This is a genomic window from Mesorhizobium sp. M0296 (assembly GCF_040321675.1).
Classification (GTDB): domain Bacteria; phylum Pseudomonadota; class Alphaproteobacteria; order Rhizobiales; family Rhizobiaceae; genus Mesorhizobium.
The window spans coordinates 293,033-309,414 of the sequence record NZ_JAMYRZ010000001.1 but is presented as its reverse complement, the minus strand read 5'-3'; the positions used below and the strand labels follow the sequence as shown (position 1 = coordinate 309,414).

Annotated in this window: 22 protein-coding genes; 13 read left to right on the top strand and 9 right to left on the bottom strand. The window is 62.9% G+C overall.

Features of this window, described 5'->3' with window-relative positions:
* The first annotated feature begins 39 nt into the window (after window positions 1-39).
* Both NKI97_RS01545 and NKI97_RS01540 read left to right on the top strand, forming a co-directional pair.
* The gene (locus NKI97_RS01545) at window positions 40-408 is read left to right on the top strand and encodes a hypothetical protein (protein WP_352832333.1); all 369 of its coding nucleotides are present in this window, start codon (window positions 40-42) and stop codon (window positions 406-408) included.
* Window positions 409-411: 3 nt separating this feature from the next.
* On the top strand, window positions 412-771 hold the full coding sequence (locus tag NKI97_RS01540) for a hypothetical protein (RefSeq protein WP_352448318.1): 360 nt from the start codon (window positions 412-414) through the stop codon (window positions 769-771).
* 9 nt (window positions 772-780) lie between these two features.
* Here the strand turns inward: NKI97_RS01540 and NKI97_RS01535 are convergent, their stop codons facing one another.
* On the bottom strand, window positions 781-1,722 hold the full coding sequence (locus NKI97_RS01535) for a nucleoside hydrolase (protein ID WP_352448319.1): 942 nt from the start codon (window positions 1,720-1,722) through the stop codon (window positions 781-783).
* Window positions 1,723-1,866: 144 nt separating this feature from the next.
* Between NKI97_RS01535 and NKI97_RS01530 the strand changes: the two genes are divergently transcribed.
* Both NKI97_RS01530 and NKI97_RS01525 read left to right on the top strand, forming a co-directional pair.
* A complete protein-coding gene (locus tag NKI97_RS01530) occupies window positions 1,867-2,292 on the top strand; it encodes an Hsp20 family protein (protein ID WP_352448320.1) in 426 nt (141 codons plus the stop codon).
* A 63-nt stretch (window positions 2,293-2,355) separates the two neighbouring features.
* Window positions 2,356-2,613, top strand: a complete 258-nt coding sequence (locus NKI97_RS01525; RefSeq protein ID WP_023675269.1) for a BQ00720 family protein — start codon at window positions 2,356-2,358, stop codon at window positions 2,611-2,613.
* A gap of 92 nt (window positions 2,614-2,705) precedes the next feature.
* Here NKI97_RS01525 and ptsN read toward each other — a convergent pair whose 3' ends face one another.
* From ptsN to lptC, 6 genes are all read right to left on the bottom strand, one after another.
* On the bottom strand, window positions 2,706-3,170 hold the full coding sequence (gene ptsN, locus NKI97_RS01520; RefSeq protein WP_023675268.1) for a PTS IIA-like nitrogen regulatory protein PtsN: 465 nt from the start codon (window positions 3,168-3,170) through the stop codon (window positions 2,706-2,708).
* 59 nt (window positions 3,171-3,229) lie between these two features.
* Window positions 3,230-3,814: a ribosome hibernation-promoting factor, HPF/YfiA family gene (hpf, locus tag NKI97_RS01515; RefSeq protein WP_023675267.1), complete on the bottom strand. Its 585-nt coding sequence runs from the start codon at window positions 3,812-3,814 to the stop codon at window positions 3,230-3,232.
* Between the two features lie 291 nt (window positions 3,815-4,105).
* Window positions 4,106-5,632: an RNA polymerase factor sigma-54 gene (rpoN, locus tag NKI97_RS01510; protein ID WP_352742963.1), complete on the bottom strand. Its 1,527-nt coding sequence runs from the start codon at window positions 5,630-5,632 to the stop codon at window positions 4,106-4,108.
* A 197-nt stretch (window positions 5,633-5,829) separates the two neighbouring features.
* A complete protein-coding gene (lptB, locus tag NKI97_RS01505; protein ID WP_292664962.1) occupies window positions 5,830-6,648 on the bottom strand; it encodes an LPS export ABC transporter ATP-binding protein in 819 nt (272 codons plus the stop codon).
* A complete protein-coding gene (locus NKI97_RS01500; RefSeq protein WP_352448322.1) occupies window positions 6,648-7,247 on the bottom strand; it encodes an LptA/OstA family protein in 600 nt (199 codons plus the stop codon). The genes lptB and NKI97_RS01500 overlap by 1 nt, the downstream gene beginning before the upstream one ends.
* On the bottom strand, window positions 7,234-7,947 hold the full coding sequence (lptC, locus tag NKI97_RS01495) for an LPS export ABC transporter periplasmic protein LptC (RefSeq protein ID WP_023675263.1): 714 nt from the start codon (window positions 7,945-7,947) through the stop codon (window positions 7,234-7,236). The genes NKI97_RS01500 and lptC overlap by 14 nt, the downstream gene beginning before the upstream one ends.
* A gap of 308 nt (window positions 7,948-8,255) precedes the next feature.
* Between lptC and sppA the strand changes: the two genes are divergently transcribed.
* The 4 genes from sppA (at window position 8,256) to lhpI (ending at window position 10,978) form a co-directional block, all read left to right on the top strand.
* Window positions 8,256-9,212 carry a signal peptide peptidase SppA gene (gene sppA / locus NKI97_RS01490; protein WP_352448324.1) on the top strand — a complete coding sequence of 319 codons (957 nt, stop codon included), beginning with the start codon at window positions 8,256-8,258 and terminating at the stop codon, window positions 9,210-9,212.
* An 81-nt stretch (window positions 9,213-9,293) separates the two neighbouring features.
* Window positions 9,294-9,578 (top strand): integration host factor subunit beta, encoded by a 285-nt coding sequence (locus NKI97_RS01485; RefSeq protein WP_023675261.1) that lies wholly within the window; start codon window positions 9,294-9,296, stop codon window positions 9,576-9,578.
* Window positions 9,579-9,624: 46 nt separating this feature from the next.
* On the top strand, window positions 9,625-9,957 hold the full coding sequence (locus NKI97_RS01480; RefSeq protein WP_352633755.1) for a LapA family protein: 333 nt from the start codon (window positions 9,625-9,627) through the stop codon (window positions 9,955-9,957).
* Between the two features lie 52 nt (window positions 9,958-10,009).
* Entirely contained in the window at window positions 10,010-10,978 is a 969-nt protein-coding gene (lhpI, locus tag NKI97_RS01475) for a bifunctional Delta(1)-pyrroline-2-carboxylate/Delta(1)-piperideine-2-carboxylate reductase (protein WP_352832329.1), read from the top strand.
* A gap of 128 nt (window positions 10,979-11,106) precedes the next feature.
* Here the strand turns inward: lhpI and NKI97_RS01470 are convergent, their stop codons facing one another.
* Together NKI97_RS01470 and NKI97_RS01465 are read right to left on the bottom strand one after the other, a co-directional pair.
* Window positions 11,107-11,475, bottom strand: a complete 369-nt coding sequence (locus tag NKI97_RS01470) for a VOC family protein (RefSeq protein WP_352506606.1) — start codon at window positions 11,473-11,475, stop codon at window positions 11,107-11,109.
* A gap of 86 nt (window positions 11,476-11,561) precedes the next feature.
* The gene (locus NKI97_RS01465) at window positions 11,562-12,245 is read right to left on the bottom strand and encodes a helix-turn-helix transcriptional regulator (RefSeq protein ID WP_352468341.1); all 684 of its coding nucleotides are present in this window, start codon (window positions 12,243-12,245) and stop codon (window positions 11,562-11,564) included.
* Between the two features lie 106 nt (window positions 12,246-12,351).
* On the opposite strand from NKI97_RS01465, the gene NKI97_RS01460 reads away from it, so the two are divergent.
* The 5 genes from NKI97_RS01460 to acuI all read left to right on the top strand — a co-directional run bounded on the left by NKI97_RS01460 (window position 12,352) and on the right by acuI (window position 16,379).
* Window positions 12,352-12,837 (top strand): DUF1772 domain-containing protein, encoded by a 486-nt coding sequence (locus NKI97_RS01460; RefSeq protein ID WP_352832327.1) that lies wholly within the window; start codon window positions 12,352-12,354, stop codon window positions 12,835-12,837.
* A gap of 180 nt (window positions 12,838-13,017) precedes the next feature.
* Window positions 13,018-13,971 (top strand): RsmD family RNA methyltransferase, encoded by a 954-nt coding sequence (locus NKI97_RS01455; RefSeq protein WP_502907065.1) that lies wholly within the window; start codon window positions 13,018-13,020, stop codon window positions 13,969-13,971.
* Window positions 13,972-14,835, top strand: coding sequence for a TrmH family RNA methyltransferase (locus NKI97_RS01450; RefSeq protein ID WP_352832322.1), 864 nt, complete (start codon window positions 13,972-13,974; stop codon window positions 14,833-14,835).
* A gap of 26 nt (window positions 14,836-14,861) precedes the next feature.
* Window positions 14,862-15,338 (top strand): signal peptidase II, encoded by a 477-nt coding sequence (gene lspA, locus NKI97_RS01445; RefSeq protein WP_352454178.1) that lies wholly within the window; start codon window positions 14,862-14,864, stop codon window positions 15,336-15,338.
* Window positions 15,339-15,389: 51 nt separating this feature from the next.
* Window positions 15,390-16,379: an acrylyl-CoA reductase (NADPH) gene (gene acuI / locus NKI97_RS01440; RefSeq protein WP_352832319.1), complete on the top strand. Its 990-nt coding sequence runs from the start codon at window positions 15,390-15,392 to the stop codon at window positions 16,377-16,379.
* Window positions 16,380-16,382: the final 3 nt, after the last annotated feature.

Here is a 16,382-nt window from a genome sequence, read left to right as displayed (position 1 = left end):
GGCGACGCCAACAGCAACATCCTGGAATAGGAAGGCCGATTGAAAGTCGGCCTTCAGGCCACCACATGGATCAACAGTTGGGGATTCATGTCTATGCCGTGGACTTACGCGGATTTGAAAAGGAACGCGTTTGGCGTGATCCTGTTCATCGGTTTGTTCGCGGTGATGGTTCCGTCGGCTCTGAACAAATGGGCGAATGACGCAAGTCCGATCCGGTCGGTTGACCCGGTCGATGCGACGATCAAAAGTAGACAGGGTAAAGGGCGGAATATCCAATATCTGCTGGTCCTTGAGAACGGTTCGACGGTCCTGGTTTACGACGACCTCCCGCATCTGATCGGCTCGCGCGTCGGCATCGAGCGCGTCACGCGCGACAATGGCTTCGTCTTTTACCGATTTGCAAGTTGAACCATGGCAAGAGCGCGGCTGGCCTTCACCTTGTTGAAGCTGCGGGAAAACCTCCGGGGCGTCATTATCACCAGCCTTGTGGTGGGCGTCTGCATTTTGGCAATCGGTGCACTGATTGCAAGGCGGAGCAGCCCCATCGTCGATGTGGAGCGCGTGACAGGCACGGTGGTTAACGTCCTCAATGCTGAAGGGGCGGTCGGTGACGGATTCCGCTATCTCTATGGAATCCGTCTCGAAGAAAGTAACCTCCTGGTGTTCGTGTATGGCGACCCGCGCGCGCCGCGCGCCATCGGCTCGCAAGTATTGATCGAGCGACAGCGTCGCATGAACGACACCGAAACGTATCGTCTGCTTCGGGAATGAAAGACGGCGCTAAAGCCGCCCCAGCCTTTCCAGCAACAGCGCGAAAAACGCATCATGGTCGATGTCGCGCATCACCATGGCGTTCTTCGGCCGTTTGGTCACCCCCCACCAGTCGATCACCGTCATGCCCATGGTGAGCTCCGAGGCGGTTTCCACGCTGACATTGCAGTTGCGACCCTTGAACAGCTTCGGCTTCAGCAGATACGCGATCACGCAAGGATCGTGCAGCGGGCCGCCGTCGGTACCGTATTTCTCCTCGTCGAAACGTTCGAAGAATTCCAGCATGTCCGCGGTGGCCGTGCCGACCCTGGTGCCGAGCTTACGGAAGGCCTTCGTGCGCTTGGCGGTGGTCAGCGCCTTGTGGGTGACGTCGAGCGGCATCATCACGATCGGAATGCCGGATTTGAACACGACATCGGCTGCATGCGGATCGACATAGATGTTGAACTCGGCGGTCGGCGTGACGTTGCCGCCCTCGAAGAAGCCGCCGCCCATCAGCACGATTTCCTTGATGCGCGGCGCGATTTTCGGCTCGCGGATCAGCGCCAACGCAATGTTGGTGAGCGGCCCGAGCGCGCAAAGCGTGATCGTGCCGCTCTCCTCCCTCATCAGCGTCTCGACGATGAAATCGACCGCATACTCTTCCTGCAGTTTCATCTTTGGTTCGGGCAGTTGCGGCCCGTTGAGGCCGGTCTTGCCATGCACTTCCTCGGCGGTGACCAGTTCGCGCGCCAGCGGCCGGATGGCGCCTGCATAGACCTTGACGTCCGGCCGGCCGGCCAGCTCGCAGACCTTGCGGGCGTTTTTTTCGGTAAGTTTCAACGGCACGTTGCCGGCCACCGCGGTGATGCCGACGATCTCCAGCTCGGCGCTGCCGAGCGCCAGCAATATGGCGACTGCATCGTCCTGGCCGGGGTCAGTGTCGATGATGATCCTGCGGGATTGGGGCATTTCAATTCCTTGTTTTGGCAAGTCTTTTTGGGCGGGACGTGTGACGGCTTGAAGTCTGCCGGGCGGCGGACCATATCAAGACCATCGGGAAAAATGCCATCCGGGTTTTTCCACTTTATGTCGCTCTTGAGAGGACACTGTAACATGAGCCGAATGACGCCTTTTTCCAGCCCGCTTCTCCTCGGTTTCGATTCCATGGAAAAGACGCTGGAGCGGTTGGCAAAGTCCGGTGACAGCTATCCTCCCTACAACATCGAGCGCCTCAGCGGTGCCGACGGCAAAACCGAAAGGCTGCGTATCACGCTCGCCGTCGCCGGTTTCGCGGAAAGCGATCTCGATGTCACAACGGAGGAGAACCAGTTGGTCGTGCGCGGCCGTCAGAACGACGACACCGAGCGCGAATTTCTCCACCGCGGCATCGCCGCGCGCCAGTTCCAGCGCTGTTTCGTGCTGGCCGACGGCATGCGGGTGATTGCGGCGGAATTGAAGAACGGCCTTCTGTTGATCGATCTCGATCGGCCGGAATCCGAACGGCTGGTACGAAAAATAAACATATCGGTGAAAGACTGATTTTTGCCGATAGCTCTCATGCGGGATGGCCTTGAGCGGCGTCTCGCGGCAAGGAGGCTTGAAATGACCAGAACTAACGAGAATATCATCATGACCAGCGGCGAATTCGCCCATCTCGGCGAAGGTTCGGTCGCCTATCTCAGGAAAGTGTCGAGCGACGATCTGCGCGGCCGTTTCCCGGGCCTCGGCGAAATCGCGCCGGGTCTGGAACTGTGGGCCCTGTTTGCCGCTAATGGCCAGCCGATCCTGCTTTCGGACGCTCGCGACCGGGCACTGGCTGGCGCGCTGGAAAACGATCTGACCCCGGTCGCTATCCACTAACGTCGTTATCCACTGACAAATACGGCGCAGCGATCTGGCTGGAAACGGACAGGGCCGCTCACGGCGGCCCTTCAACGGATTTAATCAAAACCTCAAGCGGCGTGCGAGGCCTGCGTGTCCGACAGCAGCGCATGGATGGCCACGGCGTCGCGCGTGCCCCTGATCTTGGCAACCGTGTCGGCGTCGCGCAGCACCCGCGCGATGCGCGACAGCGCCTTGAGGTGGTCGGCGCCGGCACCTTCGGGAGCCAAAAGCAGAAACACCAGGTCGACCGGCTGATCATCGAGGGCCTCGAAGTCCACCGGTGTCTCCAGCCGGGCAAAAACGCCGGCGATCCGCTTCACCCCAGCCAGCTTGCCGTGCGGAATGGCGATGCCGTTGCCGACGCCGGTGGAGCCGAGCCGCTCGCGTTGCAGGATGGTGTCGAACACCTCTCGCTCCGGAATGCCGGAAATCGCCGCCGCCCTTTCGGACAGCAATTGCAGCAGCTGCTTTTTGGAGTTCGCCTTCAACGCCGGCATGATTGCCGGAACGCTGACGAGATCGCTCAGATCCATGCTTGAAATCCCTTGTTCGCCTGCCGTCGCCAGTCCCCACGCTCGCGTGCGGCTGGTCTTTACCCCTGCGCGACCTTGGCCGTGGACGGGTCGATCCAGCCGATATTCCCGTCCGGCCGGCGATAGACGATGTTGAGATGGTCATTTCCGGCATTGCGGAAGACCAGGACCGGGCTGTCCTTGGTGTCGAGTTCGATCACCGCTGACGCCACCGACATGGTCCGCAGCGTCATAGTCGATTCAGCGACGATGGCCGGCGCGAAATTCTCCGGTATATCCTCCTCGTCGTCGGCAAGCGGCGCCATCACCGTATAGGCGACGTCGGTGAGCTCGCCGTTGCTATTGCCCGAATTGTGCGACTTCAGCCGGCGCTTGTAGCGCCTGAGGCGCGTTTCCAGACGGTCTGCCGCGGTATCGAAGGCAAGCGTTGGATCCTGGGCATCGCCGGTCGCCTGCAGCGAAGCACCGGAGTCCAGCCGGATCATGCAATCGGCCGTGTAGCGCGACCCCGATTTGACGACTACGATTTGCCCTGAAAAGCCCCGATCGAAATATTTCCCGATCACTTCCCCGACACGGTCGTTGATGCGCGTACGGAACGCATCGCCGATATCCATGTGTTTTCCCGATATGCGCAGTGTCATCTGAAAACTGACCTTCCTTGCTCAGGCTTCAAACTGTCCCGAGTTTATACTCGTGGTCCGCGCGCACAAGCTTTTGCGGCGTCACTTGCGCCGATTTTAGATCCGAACTTTCCGGTTGATCACAAGCCGCCTTCTTGGCCGTCCCGTGGCCTACGTCGTGACGGACCATCTCTCGTGCGGGCATCGGCGAACTCAAATCCACTCGCCAGCCCGTCTCATGCGGGCGGGCTTCTAGCCACTTCGTCGCCGCTTGTCAATGAAGGGCGAAAGCTGTGGAAATTCCGCCGGAGATCAACGGCCGGCGCTGGCCAAAGCGCGTTTTTCGCGCCGCCGCTGCACCGAAGAGGGTATGTTCATGCCTTCCCGGTATTTGGCCACCGTGCGCCTGGCGATATCGACGCCGCTTTCCCGCAGCATGTCCACGATGGCATCGTCGGAAAGCACATCGATGGCTTTCTCCTCGTCGATCAGCTGCTTTATGCGGTCGCGCACCGCTTCCGACGAATGCGCATCGCCGCCACCTGACGAAGCGATCGAGGCGGTGAAGAAATAGCGCAGCTCGAACACACCGCGCGGCGTCAGCATGTATTTGTTTGCCGTGACCCGGCTGACCGTTGATTCGTGCATGCCGATAGCGTCCGCCACCGTGCGCAGGTTGAGCGGCTTCAGGTGCCGCACGCCGTGGACGAGAAAAGCGTCCTGCTGACGCACGATCTCAGAGGCCACCTTGAGAATGGTCTTCGCCCGCTGGTCGAGGCTGCGCGTGAGCCAGTTGGCGTTCTGCAGGCATTCGGCAAGGAAATCCTTTTCCGCCTGGTTTTTCGCATGTGGCGTGACCTGGGCGAAATAGATGTGATCGACCAGCACGCGCGGCAGCGTCTCGGCATTGAGCTCGACCGTCCAGCTGCCGTCATTGGCTGCACGCACCTCGACGTCGGCCACGATCGCATCGCTGGCACCGCGCGAAAACGCCATTCCCGGCCGCGGGTCGAGCGCCCGGATCTCGGCCAGCATGTCGAGCAGATCCTCCTCGTCGACGCCGCAAATCCGCTTCAGCGTCTGGAAATCGCGCCGTGCCAGGAGTTCGAGATTGGCGATCAGCGCCTTCATCGCCGGATCGAGCCGGTCGCGCACGGCCAGCTGCAGCAACAGGCATTCGGCGAGGTCGCGGGCGAATATGCCGGCGGGCTCAAATGTCTGGCAGACCGCCAGGACCGTTGCCACCGCCGTGGCGTCCGTGCCGAGGCGGGCGGCGATCTCGGCCATGTCGGCACGCAGGTAGCCGGCCTCGTCGAGGCCGTCGGCAAGCTCGCCGGCGATCAGGCGCGCCGCCGGATCGGCAAAGGCGAGCGCCACCTGCTCGCCGACATGGTCGCGCAACGTGATGGCCGCCGCCGCCATATCGGCGACGTCGAAGCCGTCGGAGGAAGAGGTGGAACCGTTGCCGGACGCCGATTTCCATTGTGCCGTCAGGTCGGGCCCGAGCCGCTCGCTCGTACCAGGATCGTCAGGAAACAGGTTTTCCAGCGACGTATCGAGCTTTTCCGAGATCGCCTCGGCGCTCCACGCCGTTTCCGCCTCGAACCAGTCGCCGTCGGCAGCCGGTTCCGATGCAGCGTCGCCCTTCTGCGCCTGGTCGCTGGCGGCGTCCTCCTGCGGTTCGGCGCGTTCCAGCAGGGGATTGCGTTCGATCTCGTCGTCGATGAAGCGTTCCAGCTCGAGATGGGTGAACTGCAGCAGGCGGATCGACTGCATCAGCTGCGGCGTCATCACCAGCGACTGTGACTGTCGTAGCTGTAGTTTTGCCGCCAACGCCATGGTTCGGTTTCAAACGCTCCGTCTACGCACCCGCACTGCTGGAAGGAATTTTCCAGGCCAGCATAGAAACTGGCCCGGCTTTTGCTTGTCAAGGCGAGGAGCGGTGAAACTCGCCTGTCGGAGCGTTTTCAGGCAGAAAATTGAAGAAAAAGCTGCTGGACTCCGCCGGAAATCCCGCTCGAGCCGGAATTTCGCACTTAGAGCGTAAATCCCTCGCCGAGATAAAGCCGCCGCACATCGGCATTTGCGACCACTTCGTCGGCTCGACCATGAGTCAGCACCTGGCCGGCATGGATGATGTAGGCGCGGTCGATCAGGCCAAGTGTCTCGCGGACATTGTGGTCGGTGATCAGAACGCCGATGCCACGTGCCGTCAAGTGGCGCACGAGCTGCTGGATGTCGGCGACGGCGATCGGATCGATGCCGGCGAAAGGTTCGTCGAGCAACATGTAGGCGGGGCGGGTTGCCAAGGCGCGGGCAATTTCGAGGCGTCGCCGCTCACCGCCGGAGAGCGACAGCGACGGAGCCTTGCGCAGATGGCTGATGTGGAATTCCTCGAGCAATTCGTCGAGCAGGCGCTCACGCTCCTTGCGGCTCTTTTCGACCACTTCGAGCACGGCCCGGATGTTTTGCTCGACATTCAGGCCGCGAAAAATCGAGGCTTCCTGCGGCAGATAGCCGATGCCGAGACGGGCGCGGCGATACATCGGCATCGACGTGACGTCGAAACCGTCGATTTCGATCGTGCCTTCATCGACCGGCACCAGGCCGGTTACCATGTAGAAACAGGTCGTCTTGCCGGCGCCGTTGGGGCCGAGCAGCCCAACCGCCTCGCCGGCGCGCACGCCCAGCGTCACGCCGCTGACGACTTTGCGGCCCTTGTAGCTTTTGGTCAGCCCCTTGGCGATCAAGGTTCCCTTGAACTTTGCCGCTTCGACGGTGACCCTGGCCGGTGCCGCAAGTTTGCTGGCGGCACGCCCTGGAAGACGCGCCAGCAGCGACGATATACCGGTCATCAGGGTTTCGCTGCTCCAGACTTCGCCGGCGGCGTGATCGACATCATGACGCGGCCGCCGCAAGCGTCGACCTGAGCAAGGCCGCTCTTCATCTGCACGGTAAGCTTGCAGCCGACAAGCACGTTGTCGCCTTGCGAGAGCACGACCTTGCTGCCCGAAAGCACCAGCACTTCGGTCTTCATGTCGAAGGTGCCGCGGTCGCCGGTGGCAACCTGATTGTCCGATTTGATGTAGACCTTATCGTCGACCTCGAGATGGTCGATGTTGGCGGATCCGGTCATTGCCGCGGCACCCGCCGGCTGGGCGCTTTTGGCAGCGCCTGCATCCCTGACGTAATAGACCGTCATTTTGCCGGCCTTGAGCACGGTTGGACCCTGGACGACGTTGACGTTGCCGGTGAAGACGGCAACGCTTTCCGCTTGGCGCACCTCGAGCTTGTCGCTTTCGATCTGGATCGGCTTGTCGCCCGACAGCCTGAGGCCGGACATTTGGCTGGTGGCACTGGATTGCGCCAGCGACGGCGCCGTCCCCAAGGTCAGCCCCAAGGTTAGCAACGCCGAAATCGCGGCGAGGCGCCGTGCCGAACTACTGAACCGCATTGGTCTCTCCGCTCTTTGCCTCTGCCGCCTTCAAACTGGCGGGATCGATGTCGACGCGCACCTTGTTCTCGAAAACCAGGACCTTGCCATTGTCCTGGACCGACATCGAATCCGCCCTGATCCGCGACCCGCCGCGGCTGACATCGACGGGCTCGCTTGTCTTCATAGTGCCTTCGCCCATGTCGAGATAGACTGATTTGAATTTTGCCACCACACCGTCCGTGGTCGACACGGTCACATCGCTGGTCAGGCTGAGCGTGTTGCCGTCGCGATCATAGGTGCCGTGCGTGGCATCGATGGCGGCCGTGTTGTCGGCCGCAATCGGCAGCTTGGCCTTGATGCCTTCCAGATCGATGATGCCTTGTTTGCTGACATCCTGTATGGCGCGCAGGGCTGTCATCGAATAGGGCAGGTTCTGTTTGGTGAAGCCGTTGAGCTTGGGGTTGGCCATCACCAGCTTGCCATCGGCAAAGGCGCCGCCGTCGGCCTGCACCTCGATTGCAGCAGGAGCCATGAGATAGGAATAGACGGGAAACGCGACCGCAATCACGGCAGCGACCAGCGGCACGGCCAGCTTGAGGATACGGACCCGGCGCGAATGACGCTGCGCAACGTCAAACGCGTCGACCCGCGCCCGGCCTGCGGCCTTGGGAGCCAACTCCGTCTCGGTGTTGGTCGGTTCGATTGGTCCCGCTAACATGACTGCTTCTTCTAAACCCCTGCCCGCCAGGCCGCCCTATAGGTGGGGTGCCGGCGCCCTCAAGCAAGCACAAGCCGAGGAAAACCGCAAAAATGTGACAGCCGCCCCTGTACAATGAAAATGGCCCCAGCGCAGCCTGTACCTCATACCAGATATGGGCGCACAGTGTTAGAGCCTGTAGAACGTGACAGGTTGAGGCTTGTCGCGAATGCCTAAGACGGCCTTTGGCGCAAGGCCGTCAGGAAACGGTAGCCGGGCGCGAATGGTTGCTTTAAAAGCATTTGCTCCCACCGACTACGAGGCTGACCATGGCATTGAGAGCCGACGACCTGATCGACCGCCGCCGCTTGCGCCGCAAGCTGACATTCTGGCGTGTCGCGGCGATTATCGTCGCCGCAGCCGGGCTGATCGCCTTTTCGGCGTGGATCTATGGTGACGACTTCACCGGCGCGGCTGTCGACCACATCGCCAAGGTCAAGATCGAAGGTACCATCACCGAAGACGAAGAACTGATCAAGCGGCTGGAGGCAATCCGTCAGTCGCCGCGCGTCAAGGCTGTGATCCTGTCGATCGATTCACCCGGCGGCACCACCGTCGGTGGCGAATCGATCTACGAGGCAGTGCGCAAGCTCGCTGCCGACAAGCCGGTGGTGGCCGAGGTCGGCACGCTCGCGGCTTCGGCGGGCTACATGATCGCCACCGCGGCCGACCATATTGTCGCACGCAAATCCTCGATCGTCGGCTCGATCGGCGTGCTGATCCAGTACCCGGACGTCAGCGGCCTCATGGACAAGCTCGGCGTCAAGCTGGAGGAGGTGAAATCCTCGCCCTTGAAGGCCTCGCCTTCTCCCTTCAAGCCGACCAATGACGATGAGCGCGCCATGGTCCGCAAGCTCATCCTCGACAGCTACGACTGGTTCGTCGGCATCGTCGCCGAGCGCCGCAACATGACCAAGCCGGACGCGCTGGCGCTCGCAGACGGGTCGATCTTCACCGGCCGGCAGGCGGTCACCAACAGATTGATCGACGCGGTCGGCGGCGAGGCCGAAGCAATCGACTGGCTTGCAGGCAAGGGTGTCGATGCCAAGCTCAAGGTGGTGGAATGGAAGGACACGGAAAAACGCGGCGGTTTCCTGTTCTCCAAAGCGATGGCGCAGACCGTCGGTGCTGCGCTTGGCCTGGCCGGCCATGACGGCGACGTCCTTCACGAAATTGGAGCGGACCGCTTGTTTCTTGACGGTCTCGTTTCCGTCTGGCACCCTTGAGGAACCGCTTGGGACGAGTGAAAAACCAAATAAAATCATTCTGATAATTTCGGCGGCACTGCTTTTACGGGGAGCCTTTTCATGATCAAATCCGAACTTGTGCAGATCATCGCCACGCGTAATCCGCATCTTTTCCTGCGCGACGTCGAAAACATTGTCAGCGCCATCTTCGATGAAATCACCGACGCGCTTGCCGAGGGCAACCGGGTCGAGTTGCGCGGCTTCGGCGCGTTTTCGGTGAAAAACCGCCCCGCCCGCACCGGCCGCAACCCGCGCACCGGCGAATCCGTAGAGGTCGAGGAGAAATGGGTACCGTTCTTCAAGACCGGCAAGGAATTGCGTGAAAGGCTGAACGGAGGCAAATAGGCGCGGCGCCCGCCACCGCTGGTGCCTTTGCTCCGAACGGAAAAACATGTTCAATCGCTTCATTCTCATCGTGGTTTTCGTGCCGCTGGCCGTCATCCTGATTGCGCTGGCCGTCGCCAACCGCGAACCGGTCGCCTTCACACTCGATCCGTTCAATCCCGGCAATCCGGCGCTGACGCTGACCGTGCCGCTCTTCATTTTCCTGTTCCTGGCGCTGGCCATCGGCATGATCGTCGGCAGCCTGGCGACCTGGATCAAGCAGGGCCGCTACCGCAAGCTGGCGCGCCAGCGCGGCGCCGAGGCAGAGAACCTGCGCCAGGCGGTCAGCCGCGCGCCCACCGCGTCGCAGGGCCCGGCCTTGCCGAAGCCGACGAACTGAGCCGCGGCTCGGGCCTGAAGCACAACCGGCCTAGTTCTCCACGGAGCCTTTCATGCTGACCATTTCCGCCGCCGAGGTCGACCGCGCGCTGACCTTTTCCGGGCTGGTCGAGACGTTGCGCGCCGCCTTTCGCGATGGCGCCGTGCAGCCGGTCAGGCACCATCACACGGTCGAGCGGCCCGATGCCGCCGCCTCGACCCTGCTTTTGATGCCGGCCTGGACCGACTTCAACGCCACTGGCACCTCGGCCGATGGCCATATCGGCGTCAAGATCGTCACCGTGTCGCCCGACAACAATGCCGTCGGCAAGCCCGCGGTGATGGGGCTTTACCTCTTGCTCGACGGCACCACCGGCGAACCGCAGGCATTGATCGATGGCCAGCGGCTGACACAGTGGCGCACTGCCTGTGCCTCGGCGCTGGCCGCCTCCTATCTGGCCCGCGAGGACGCATCGCGGCTGCTGGTGGTCGGCGCCGGCGCGCTGTCGCCATTCCTTGCAAAGGCGCATTCGGCGGTGCGTCCGATCAAGAACATCCGCATCTGGAACCGCACGCCGGCGAATGCCGAAAAGGTCGCGGCAAAATTGCGTGCCGAGGGTTTTTCGGCCGAAGCAGCAGGCGATCTCGACGCCGAACTCGGAAAGGCCGATATCGTATCGTCGGCGACCATCACCACCATGCCACTGATCAAGGGGGCACTGTTGAAGGCCGGAACCCATGTCGATCTGGTCGGCGGCTTCACGCCGGGGATGCGCGAAAGCGACGACGACGCGATCGTACGCGCCCGCGTCTATGTCGACACCCGCGCCGGCGCCACCAAGGAAGCCGGTGACATCGTCCAGCCGCTGGCCTCCGGCGTGTTGAAGCCGGAAGCCATCGTCGCCGACCTTTATGAACTCACGCGCGGCCAGAAAAAAGGCCGGCAGAACGACGACGAGATCACGCTGTTCAAGTCTGTCGGTGCAGCCCTCGAGGACCTCGCCGCCGGCATTGCCGTGTATCGCGCAAGCGTAGGGCAGTAGGGCAGTAGGGCAGTAGGGCAGTAGGGCAGTAGGGCAGTAGGGCAGTAGGAAACCGCACTGATCGTGCGGCGCCGCGCCAGCTATATTTCCTGTCACATACTCCCCTACTGCCCTACACCCCTACTGCCTTACTCCCTTTGCCAATAAACCCGCAGCCGGTGGCTGTCGGGATCAAGCGCGACGAAGGTGCGGCCGAAATCCATGTCGGTCGGCGTCTGCAGAATTTTCAGCCCGCGGCCGGCCCACTCGGCATGGGTGGCGTCGACGGCACCCGGCGTGTCCAGCGCAAAGACGATCTCGGCGCCGCCGCCTGCTGCCGCGGCGGCCGGTTCCACGGTGTGACGCGACCAGAGGCCGAGCTTGAAGCCGTTGTCGAGCACGAACAGCACGAAGGTCGGCGAGGTCTCGACCGGCTGCCGCCCCAGCAGCGCGCTATAGAAGGCGCCGCTTTGCTCAGGCTTGTCGACATAGAGGATGACGAAATTGGGCGGTGTCATGAATTGCTCTCCAGATGGTTTCGACTGGAGGAGCATACCGTATGCCACTGCCAGATTCTGGCAGCAGTCTCAACTGAGCAGCAGCCTTAGCTTGGCGTGTCGAGCGTCGCCCGCCATTCTTTGAGCAGCACCTGACGGCGGCGCGGATAGCGCATCTCGGTGGCATTGAGGCCGGATATCCGGTCGGCGCGAAAGTGCCTGAAATCCTGGCGCATCTCGCACCAGGCCGCGACGACGCGCACCTTGTCGAAGAAGCCGAGTGCGAACGGCCAGACGGTGCGCTCGGAGGCAGCGCCGCCGGCGTCGCGATAGACAAAGCTCAGCTTGCGCTCCTCGCGGATGGCCTGCCGCACCACACCGAGATCGATGCCTTCGGTGACCTCGGTGCGCGACCCGACCAGCAGCGTCGAGGCATCGAGCTCTTCGCGCAAATCGTCCGGCAGCACCGCGGCGATCTTGGCCAGCGCGTCGGTGGCGGCGTTCGCAAGCCGCCAGTCCGGCTGCTTGGCCACCCAGCGCGAACCGAGCACGATCGCCTCGATCTCCTCATCGGTGAACATCAAGGGCGGCAGCATGAAACCGGGCCTGAGCACGTAACCCAACCCCGCCTCGCCCTCGATCGGCGCGCCCTGCCCCTGCAGCGTGGCGATATCGCGATAGAGCGTGCGGATCGACACACCCATTTCGCCCGCAAGGCTGCGGCCGCTGACCGGCCGGCGATGCCGGCGCAGGATCTGGATCAGGTCGAGCAGGCGTTCAGCACGGGACATGAATCATGACCTGGTTTCAATCACGATAGAGCCCCAGCACTTTCGGCGGCAAGCGACATGGTGGCGGACGGGAACGTCTGCGCCCTGACGCCGTTGTCCGGCCATTATGGATATACGCGGGTTCCTGTTGTTCTGGTCGGTTTTGACCGCCATCGTCGCTGCGCTCAGCCTCGGACCATCCTTCGCCCATGTGCTGGAATCGGTGCCGCGGCTGACCAGATGGCCGCCTTCGCTCTGGCGTGAAACCACTGTCTTCAACGCTCAGTTCCAATTCTTCGCGATTGTCGGCGCACCGCTGGACGTGGCCGCGATCGCCTGTCCGGGGCTTCTCGCCTGGATGCTGCGCAGCGACCACCCGGCATTCTGGTGGATTTTGGCCGCCACCGTGCTTTATCTGATGGCCCTCGTGGCGTGGTTTACCCTGGTCAAACCGGCAAACGATGTCCTGGCCACCTGGGTGCCTGGACCGATCCCGGACAATTTCGAAAGTATCCGGAGCAGCTGGGAAACCGGCCATATGGTCGTCACCGGCTTCAAGGCCGTTGGTTTCATAACGCTCGCAGTCGGCCTGCTGTCGATCAGGCGCGGCTGATCCGGTTGCCCTTTTGTTGCGCCGGTCAATGTGCTGTGGCAGAAGCGGCGAGCCGCCTTCCGGAGATGCGCCTTCTTGAAACCTTTTCGCGACAAACGCCGCGACAGCCGCCCGCCCGCGAAGGGCGGGGCGGAGCAGCCGCGGCGGCGCGACGCCGGCCTGACCGGTTCGGAGCCTAAACTGCAGGACCGGTCCGAGCCGAAAGCCGCGCCGCGCCCTCTATCCCGCCGCGATGGCGCGCTGCCTGCCGAACATCTGCCGCTGATCCTCGAGGTCGGCCCCAATCAGGACTACGCGCTGCTCGACAGCGGGGCCGGAGAAAAACTCGAGCAATACGGCCCCTACCGCATCGTTCGGCCGGAGGGCCAGGCGATCTGGCAAAAGGCTTTGCCGGCCAGGGACTGGGAGCGCGCCGACGCCATTTTCACCGGCGATACCGACGAGGAAGGCATCGGCCGCTGGCGCTTCCCCAAGACGCCGCTCGGCGAGACCTGGCCGATGAAGCATGACGGCATAGATTATCTCGGCCGCTTCACTTCGTTTCGCCATGTCGGCGTCTTTCCCGAGCAGGCCTCGCACTGGGACCACGTGGCTGGACTGATCGCGGCGGCAAAACGGCCGGTGAAGGTGTTGAACCTGTTCGGTTACACCGGCCTTGCCTCCTTGGTGGCGGCGCGTGCCGGCGCCGAGGTCACCCACGTCGATGCTTCCAAGAAGGCGATCGGCTGGGCGCGCGAAAACCAAGAAATGGCGGGCTTGTCGCAAAAGCCGATCCGCTGGATTGTCGACGATGCCGTAAAATTCGCCGAACGCGAGGAGCGCCGCGGCAGCCGCTACGACATCATCCTGTTCGACCCGCCCGCCTATGGCCGCGGACCGAAGGGCGAGGTCTGGCAGCTGTTCGAGGACCTGCCGGCGCTAACCGATGTCTGCCGCGCGATCCTGACGCCGAAGCCGCTCGCCGTGGTACTGACCGCCTATTCGATCCGCGCCTCTTTTTTCGCCATCCATGCCCTGATGCGCGACACCTTCGCCGGCATGGGCGGCACGGTCGAGTCGGGTGAATTGATCATCCGCGAGAAATCTGCCGGTCGGGCGCTTTCGACCTCGCTGTTCTCACGCTGGGTGGCCTGAATGAGTGCCTACGAACGGCACGCGGGCGCGCCAGGGCAGGTGAAGGAAGTCACCAGCCTCGCCAACCCGCTGGTCAAGGACATCAAGGCGCTCGCGCTGAAGAAATTCCGTGACCAGCAGAATGCCTTCATGGCCGAAGGCCTGAAGCTGGTCATCGACGCGCTCGATCTCGGCTGGTCGATCAGGACATTGGTCTTCGCCAAGGCCGGACGTGGCAATACGGCGGTTGAAAAGATCGCGGCGCGCACGGTCGCCGCCGGCGGCACCGTCCTTGAAGTTTCGGAAAAAGTGCTGGTCGCCATCACCCGCCGAGACAATCCGCAAATGGTCGTCGGCGTGTTCTCGCAGAAATTCCTGCCGTTGAAGGACATCCGCGCCCGTGACGGTGACGTCTGGGTGGCGCTCGACCGCGTCCGTGACCCCGGCAATCTCGGCACCGTCATCCGCACGGTCGACGCTGTCGGGGCCAGGGGCGTCATCTTGGTCGGCGAGACCACCGATCCCTTTTCGGTCGAAACGGTGCGCGCCACCATGGGCTCGATTTTCGCCGTGCCGGTCGCCAAGGCGTCGCCCGAAGCTTTTCTCGCCTGGCGAGCGAGCTTTCCCGGCCTCGTCGCCGGCACCCATCTGAAGGGTGCGGTCGACTACCGCTCGGTCGATTTTTCAAAAGGCCCGGTGCTTTTGATGATGGGCAACGAGCAGCAAGGCCTGCCTGACGAGCTTGCCGCAAGCTGCGACAAACTGCTGCGGATACCGCAGGCCGGCCGCGCCGATTCGCTCAACCTTGCGGTGGCCACCGGCGTCATGCTGTTCGAGATCCGGCGCGGCGCGCTGAAGCTCGGCCCGGAGGACGCCAGATCGTGACATCTCAAACCGTGAAACTGCAAACCATGAAGTCCTGGAGGCCGTATGCTCTTCTGGTCGTCGCCGCGATAGCGCTCGACCAGTGGGTGAAATACCTAGTCGAAACCGGTCTTGCCTTTCAGGAACGGCTCGACCTGCTTCCGTTCCTAGCGCTGTACCGCACCTACAACACCGGCATCGCGTTCTCGCTGTTTTCGTCCTTCGGCGACACCGGCCTGGTGGTCGTCGCGGTTCTGGTGGTCGCTTTCGTGCTCTATCTTGCGGCCCGCACGCCGCCCGGCCACCTGCTTGCCCGCATCGGCTTCGCACTGATCGTCGGCGGCGCGCTCGGCAACCTGATTGATCGCGCAATCTACGGTCATGTCATCGACTATGTCCTGTTCCATACGCCGGTCTGGTCCTTCGCGATCTTCAACCTCGCCGACGCCTTCATTTCGGTTGGTGCGGTGCTGGTCGTCTTCGACGAACTCATTGGCTGGCGGCGCGGAGCGTCGAGCGATTGACCTCACTCGCCTGGCGCCGCACATTCTGATCTGCAAGCCCGAGGAGAAAAAATGCCCGAAACCTTCAAAGCCATCCTCGTTTCGCGTGACGCCGAGAAAAACCAGTCGGTCGCGGTGACCGAGCTTACCGAGGCAGACCTGATGGAGGGCGACGTCACCGTCGCGGTCGAGGCGACGACGGTGAACTACAAGGACGGTCTTGCAATTACCGGCAAGGCGCCGGTGATCCGCCGCTGGCCGCTGGTGCCGGGCATCGATTTCGCCGGCACCGTCATCTCGTCTTCCAATCCTGACTGGCGCAAGGGTGACAAGGTCATATTGAACGGCTGGGGCGTCGGCGAGACGCATTTCGGCGCCTTTGCAGGGCGCGCCCGCGTCAAGGGCGACTGGCTGGTGCCGTTGCCGGACGGCATGAGCCCGCATGATGCGATGGCGGTCGGCACCGCCGGCTACACCGCCATGCTTTGCGTCATCGCGCTGGAGCGCCACGGCATCGTGCCCGATCGCGGCCCGGTGGTGGTGACCGGCGCTGCCGGTGGCGTCGGCTCGGTCGCGGTCTCGATCCTGTCCAGCCTCGGCTATCACGTCATCGCCTCGACCGGCCGCGCTGCCGAAAGCCCCTATCTGATCGACCTCGGCGCCGCGGAAGTGATTTCACGCGACGAGCTCACCCAGCCGGCAAAACCGCTCGCCAAGGAACGCTGGGCCGGCGGCGTCGATGCGGTCGGCAGTCACACGCTGGCCAACGTTCTGTCGATGACCTCCTATGGCGGCGCCGTCGCCGCTTGCGGCCTCGCCGGCGGCATGGACCTGCCGGCAAGCGTCGCCCCCTTCATCCTGCGCGGCGTCTCGCTGCTCGGCATCGATTCGGTGATGGCGCCGAAGGCGGTCCGCCTCGAGGCCTGGCGCCGCATCGGCGCCGATCTCGACCACGCAAAGCTTGCCAGCCTGTCGACGAGCATCGGCTTCGACGGCATCATCGGCGCCGCGCATGACATCGTCGAGGGTAAGATCCGCGGCCGCGTGGTGGTGGATATGTGAGCC

Coding starts and splice junctions, on each gene's coding strand:
- NKI97_RS01540 (WP_352448318.1), top strand. CDS start 412: ATGGCAAGAGCGCGGCTGGCCTTCACCTTGTTGAAGCTGCGGGAAAAC.
- NKI97_RS01535 (WP_352448319.1), bottom strand. CDS start 1,722: ATGCCCCAATCCCGCAGGATCATCATCGACACTGACCCCGGCCAGGAC.
- NKI97_RS01530 (WP_352448320.1), top strand. CDS start 1,867: ATGAGCCGAATGACGCCTTTTTCCAGCCCGCTTCTCCTCGGTTTCGAT.
- NKI97_RS01525 (WP_023675269.1), top strand. CDS start 2,356: ATGACCAGAACTAACGAGAATATCATCATGACCAGCGGCGAATTCGCC.
- ptsN (WP_023675268.1), bottom strand. CDS start 3,170: ATGGATCTGAGCGATCTCGTCAGCGTTCCGGCAATCATGCCGGCGTTG.
- hpf (WP_023675267.1), bottom strand. CDS start 3,814: ATGACACTGCGCATATCGGGAAAACACATGGATATCGGCGATGCGTTC.
- rpoN (WP_352742963.1), bottom strand. CDS start 5,632: ATGGCGTTGGCGGCAAAACTACAGCTACGACAGTCACAGTCGCTGGTG.
- lptB (WP_292664962.1), bottom strand. CDS start 6,648: ATGACCGGTATATCGTCGCTGCTGGCGCGTCTTCCAGGGCGTGCCGCC.
- NKI97_RS01500 (WP_352448322.1), bottom strand. CDS start 7,247: ATGCGGTTCAGTAGTTCGGCACGGCGCCTCGCCGCGATTTCGGCGTTG.
- lptC (WP_023675263.1), bottom strand. CDS start 7,947: ATGTTAGCGGGACCAATCGAACCGACCAACACCGAGACGGAGTTGGCT.
- sppA (WP_352448324.1), top strand. CDS start 8,256: ATGGCATTGAGAGCCGACGACCTGATCGACCGCCGCCGCTTGCGCCGC.
- NKI97_RS01485 (WP_023675261.1), top strand. CDS start 9,294: ATGATCAAATCCGAACTTGTGCAGATCATCGCCACGCGTAATCCGCAT.
- NKI97_RS01480 (WP_352633755.1), top strand. CDS start 9,625: ATGTTCAATCGCTTCATTCTCATCGTGGTTTTCGTGCCGCTGGCCGTC.
- lhpI (WP_352832329.1), top strand. CDS start 10,010: ATGCTGACCATTTCCGCCGCCGAGGTCGACCGCGCGCTGACCTTTTCC.
- NKI97_RS01470 (WP_352506606.1), bottom strand. CDS start 11,475: ATGACACCGCCCAATTTCGTCATCCTCTATGTCGACAAGCCTGAGCAA.
- NKI97_RS01465 (WP_352468341.1), bottom strand. CDS start 12,245: ATGTCCCGTGCTGAACGCCTGCTCGACCTGATCCAGATCCTGCGCCGG.
- NKI97_RS01460 (WP_352832327.1), top strand. CDS start 12,352: ATGGATATACGCGGGTTCCTGTTGTTCTGGTCGGTTTTGACCGCCATC.
- NKI97_RS01450 (WP_352832322.1), top strand. CDS start 13,972: ATGAGTGCCTACGAACGGCACGCGGGCGCGCCAGGGCAGGTGAAGGAA.
- lspA (WP_352454178.1), top strand. CDS start 14,862: ATGAAGTCCTGGAGGCCGTATGCTCTTCTGGTCGTCGCCGCGATAGCG.
- acuI (WP_352832319.1), top strand. CDS start 15,390: ATGCCCGAAACCTTCAAAGCCATCCTCGTTTCGCGTGACGCCGAGAAA.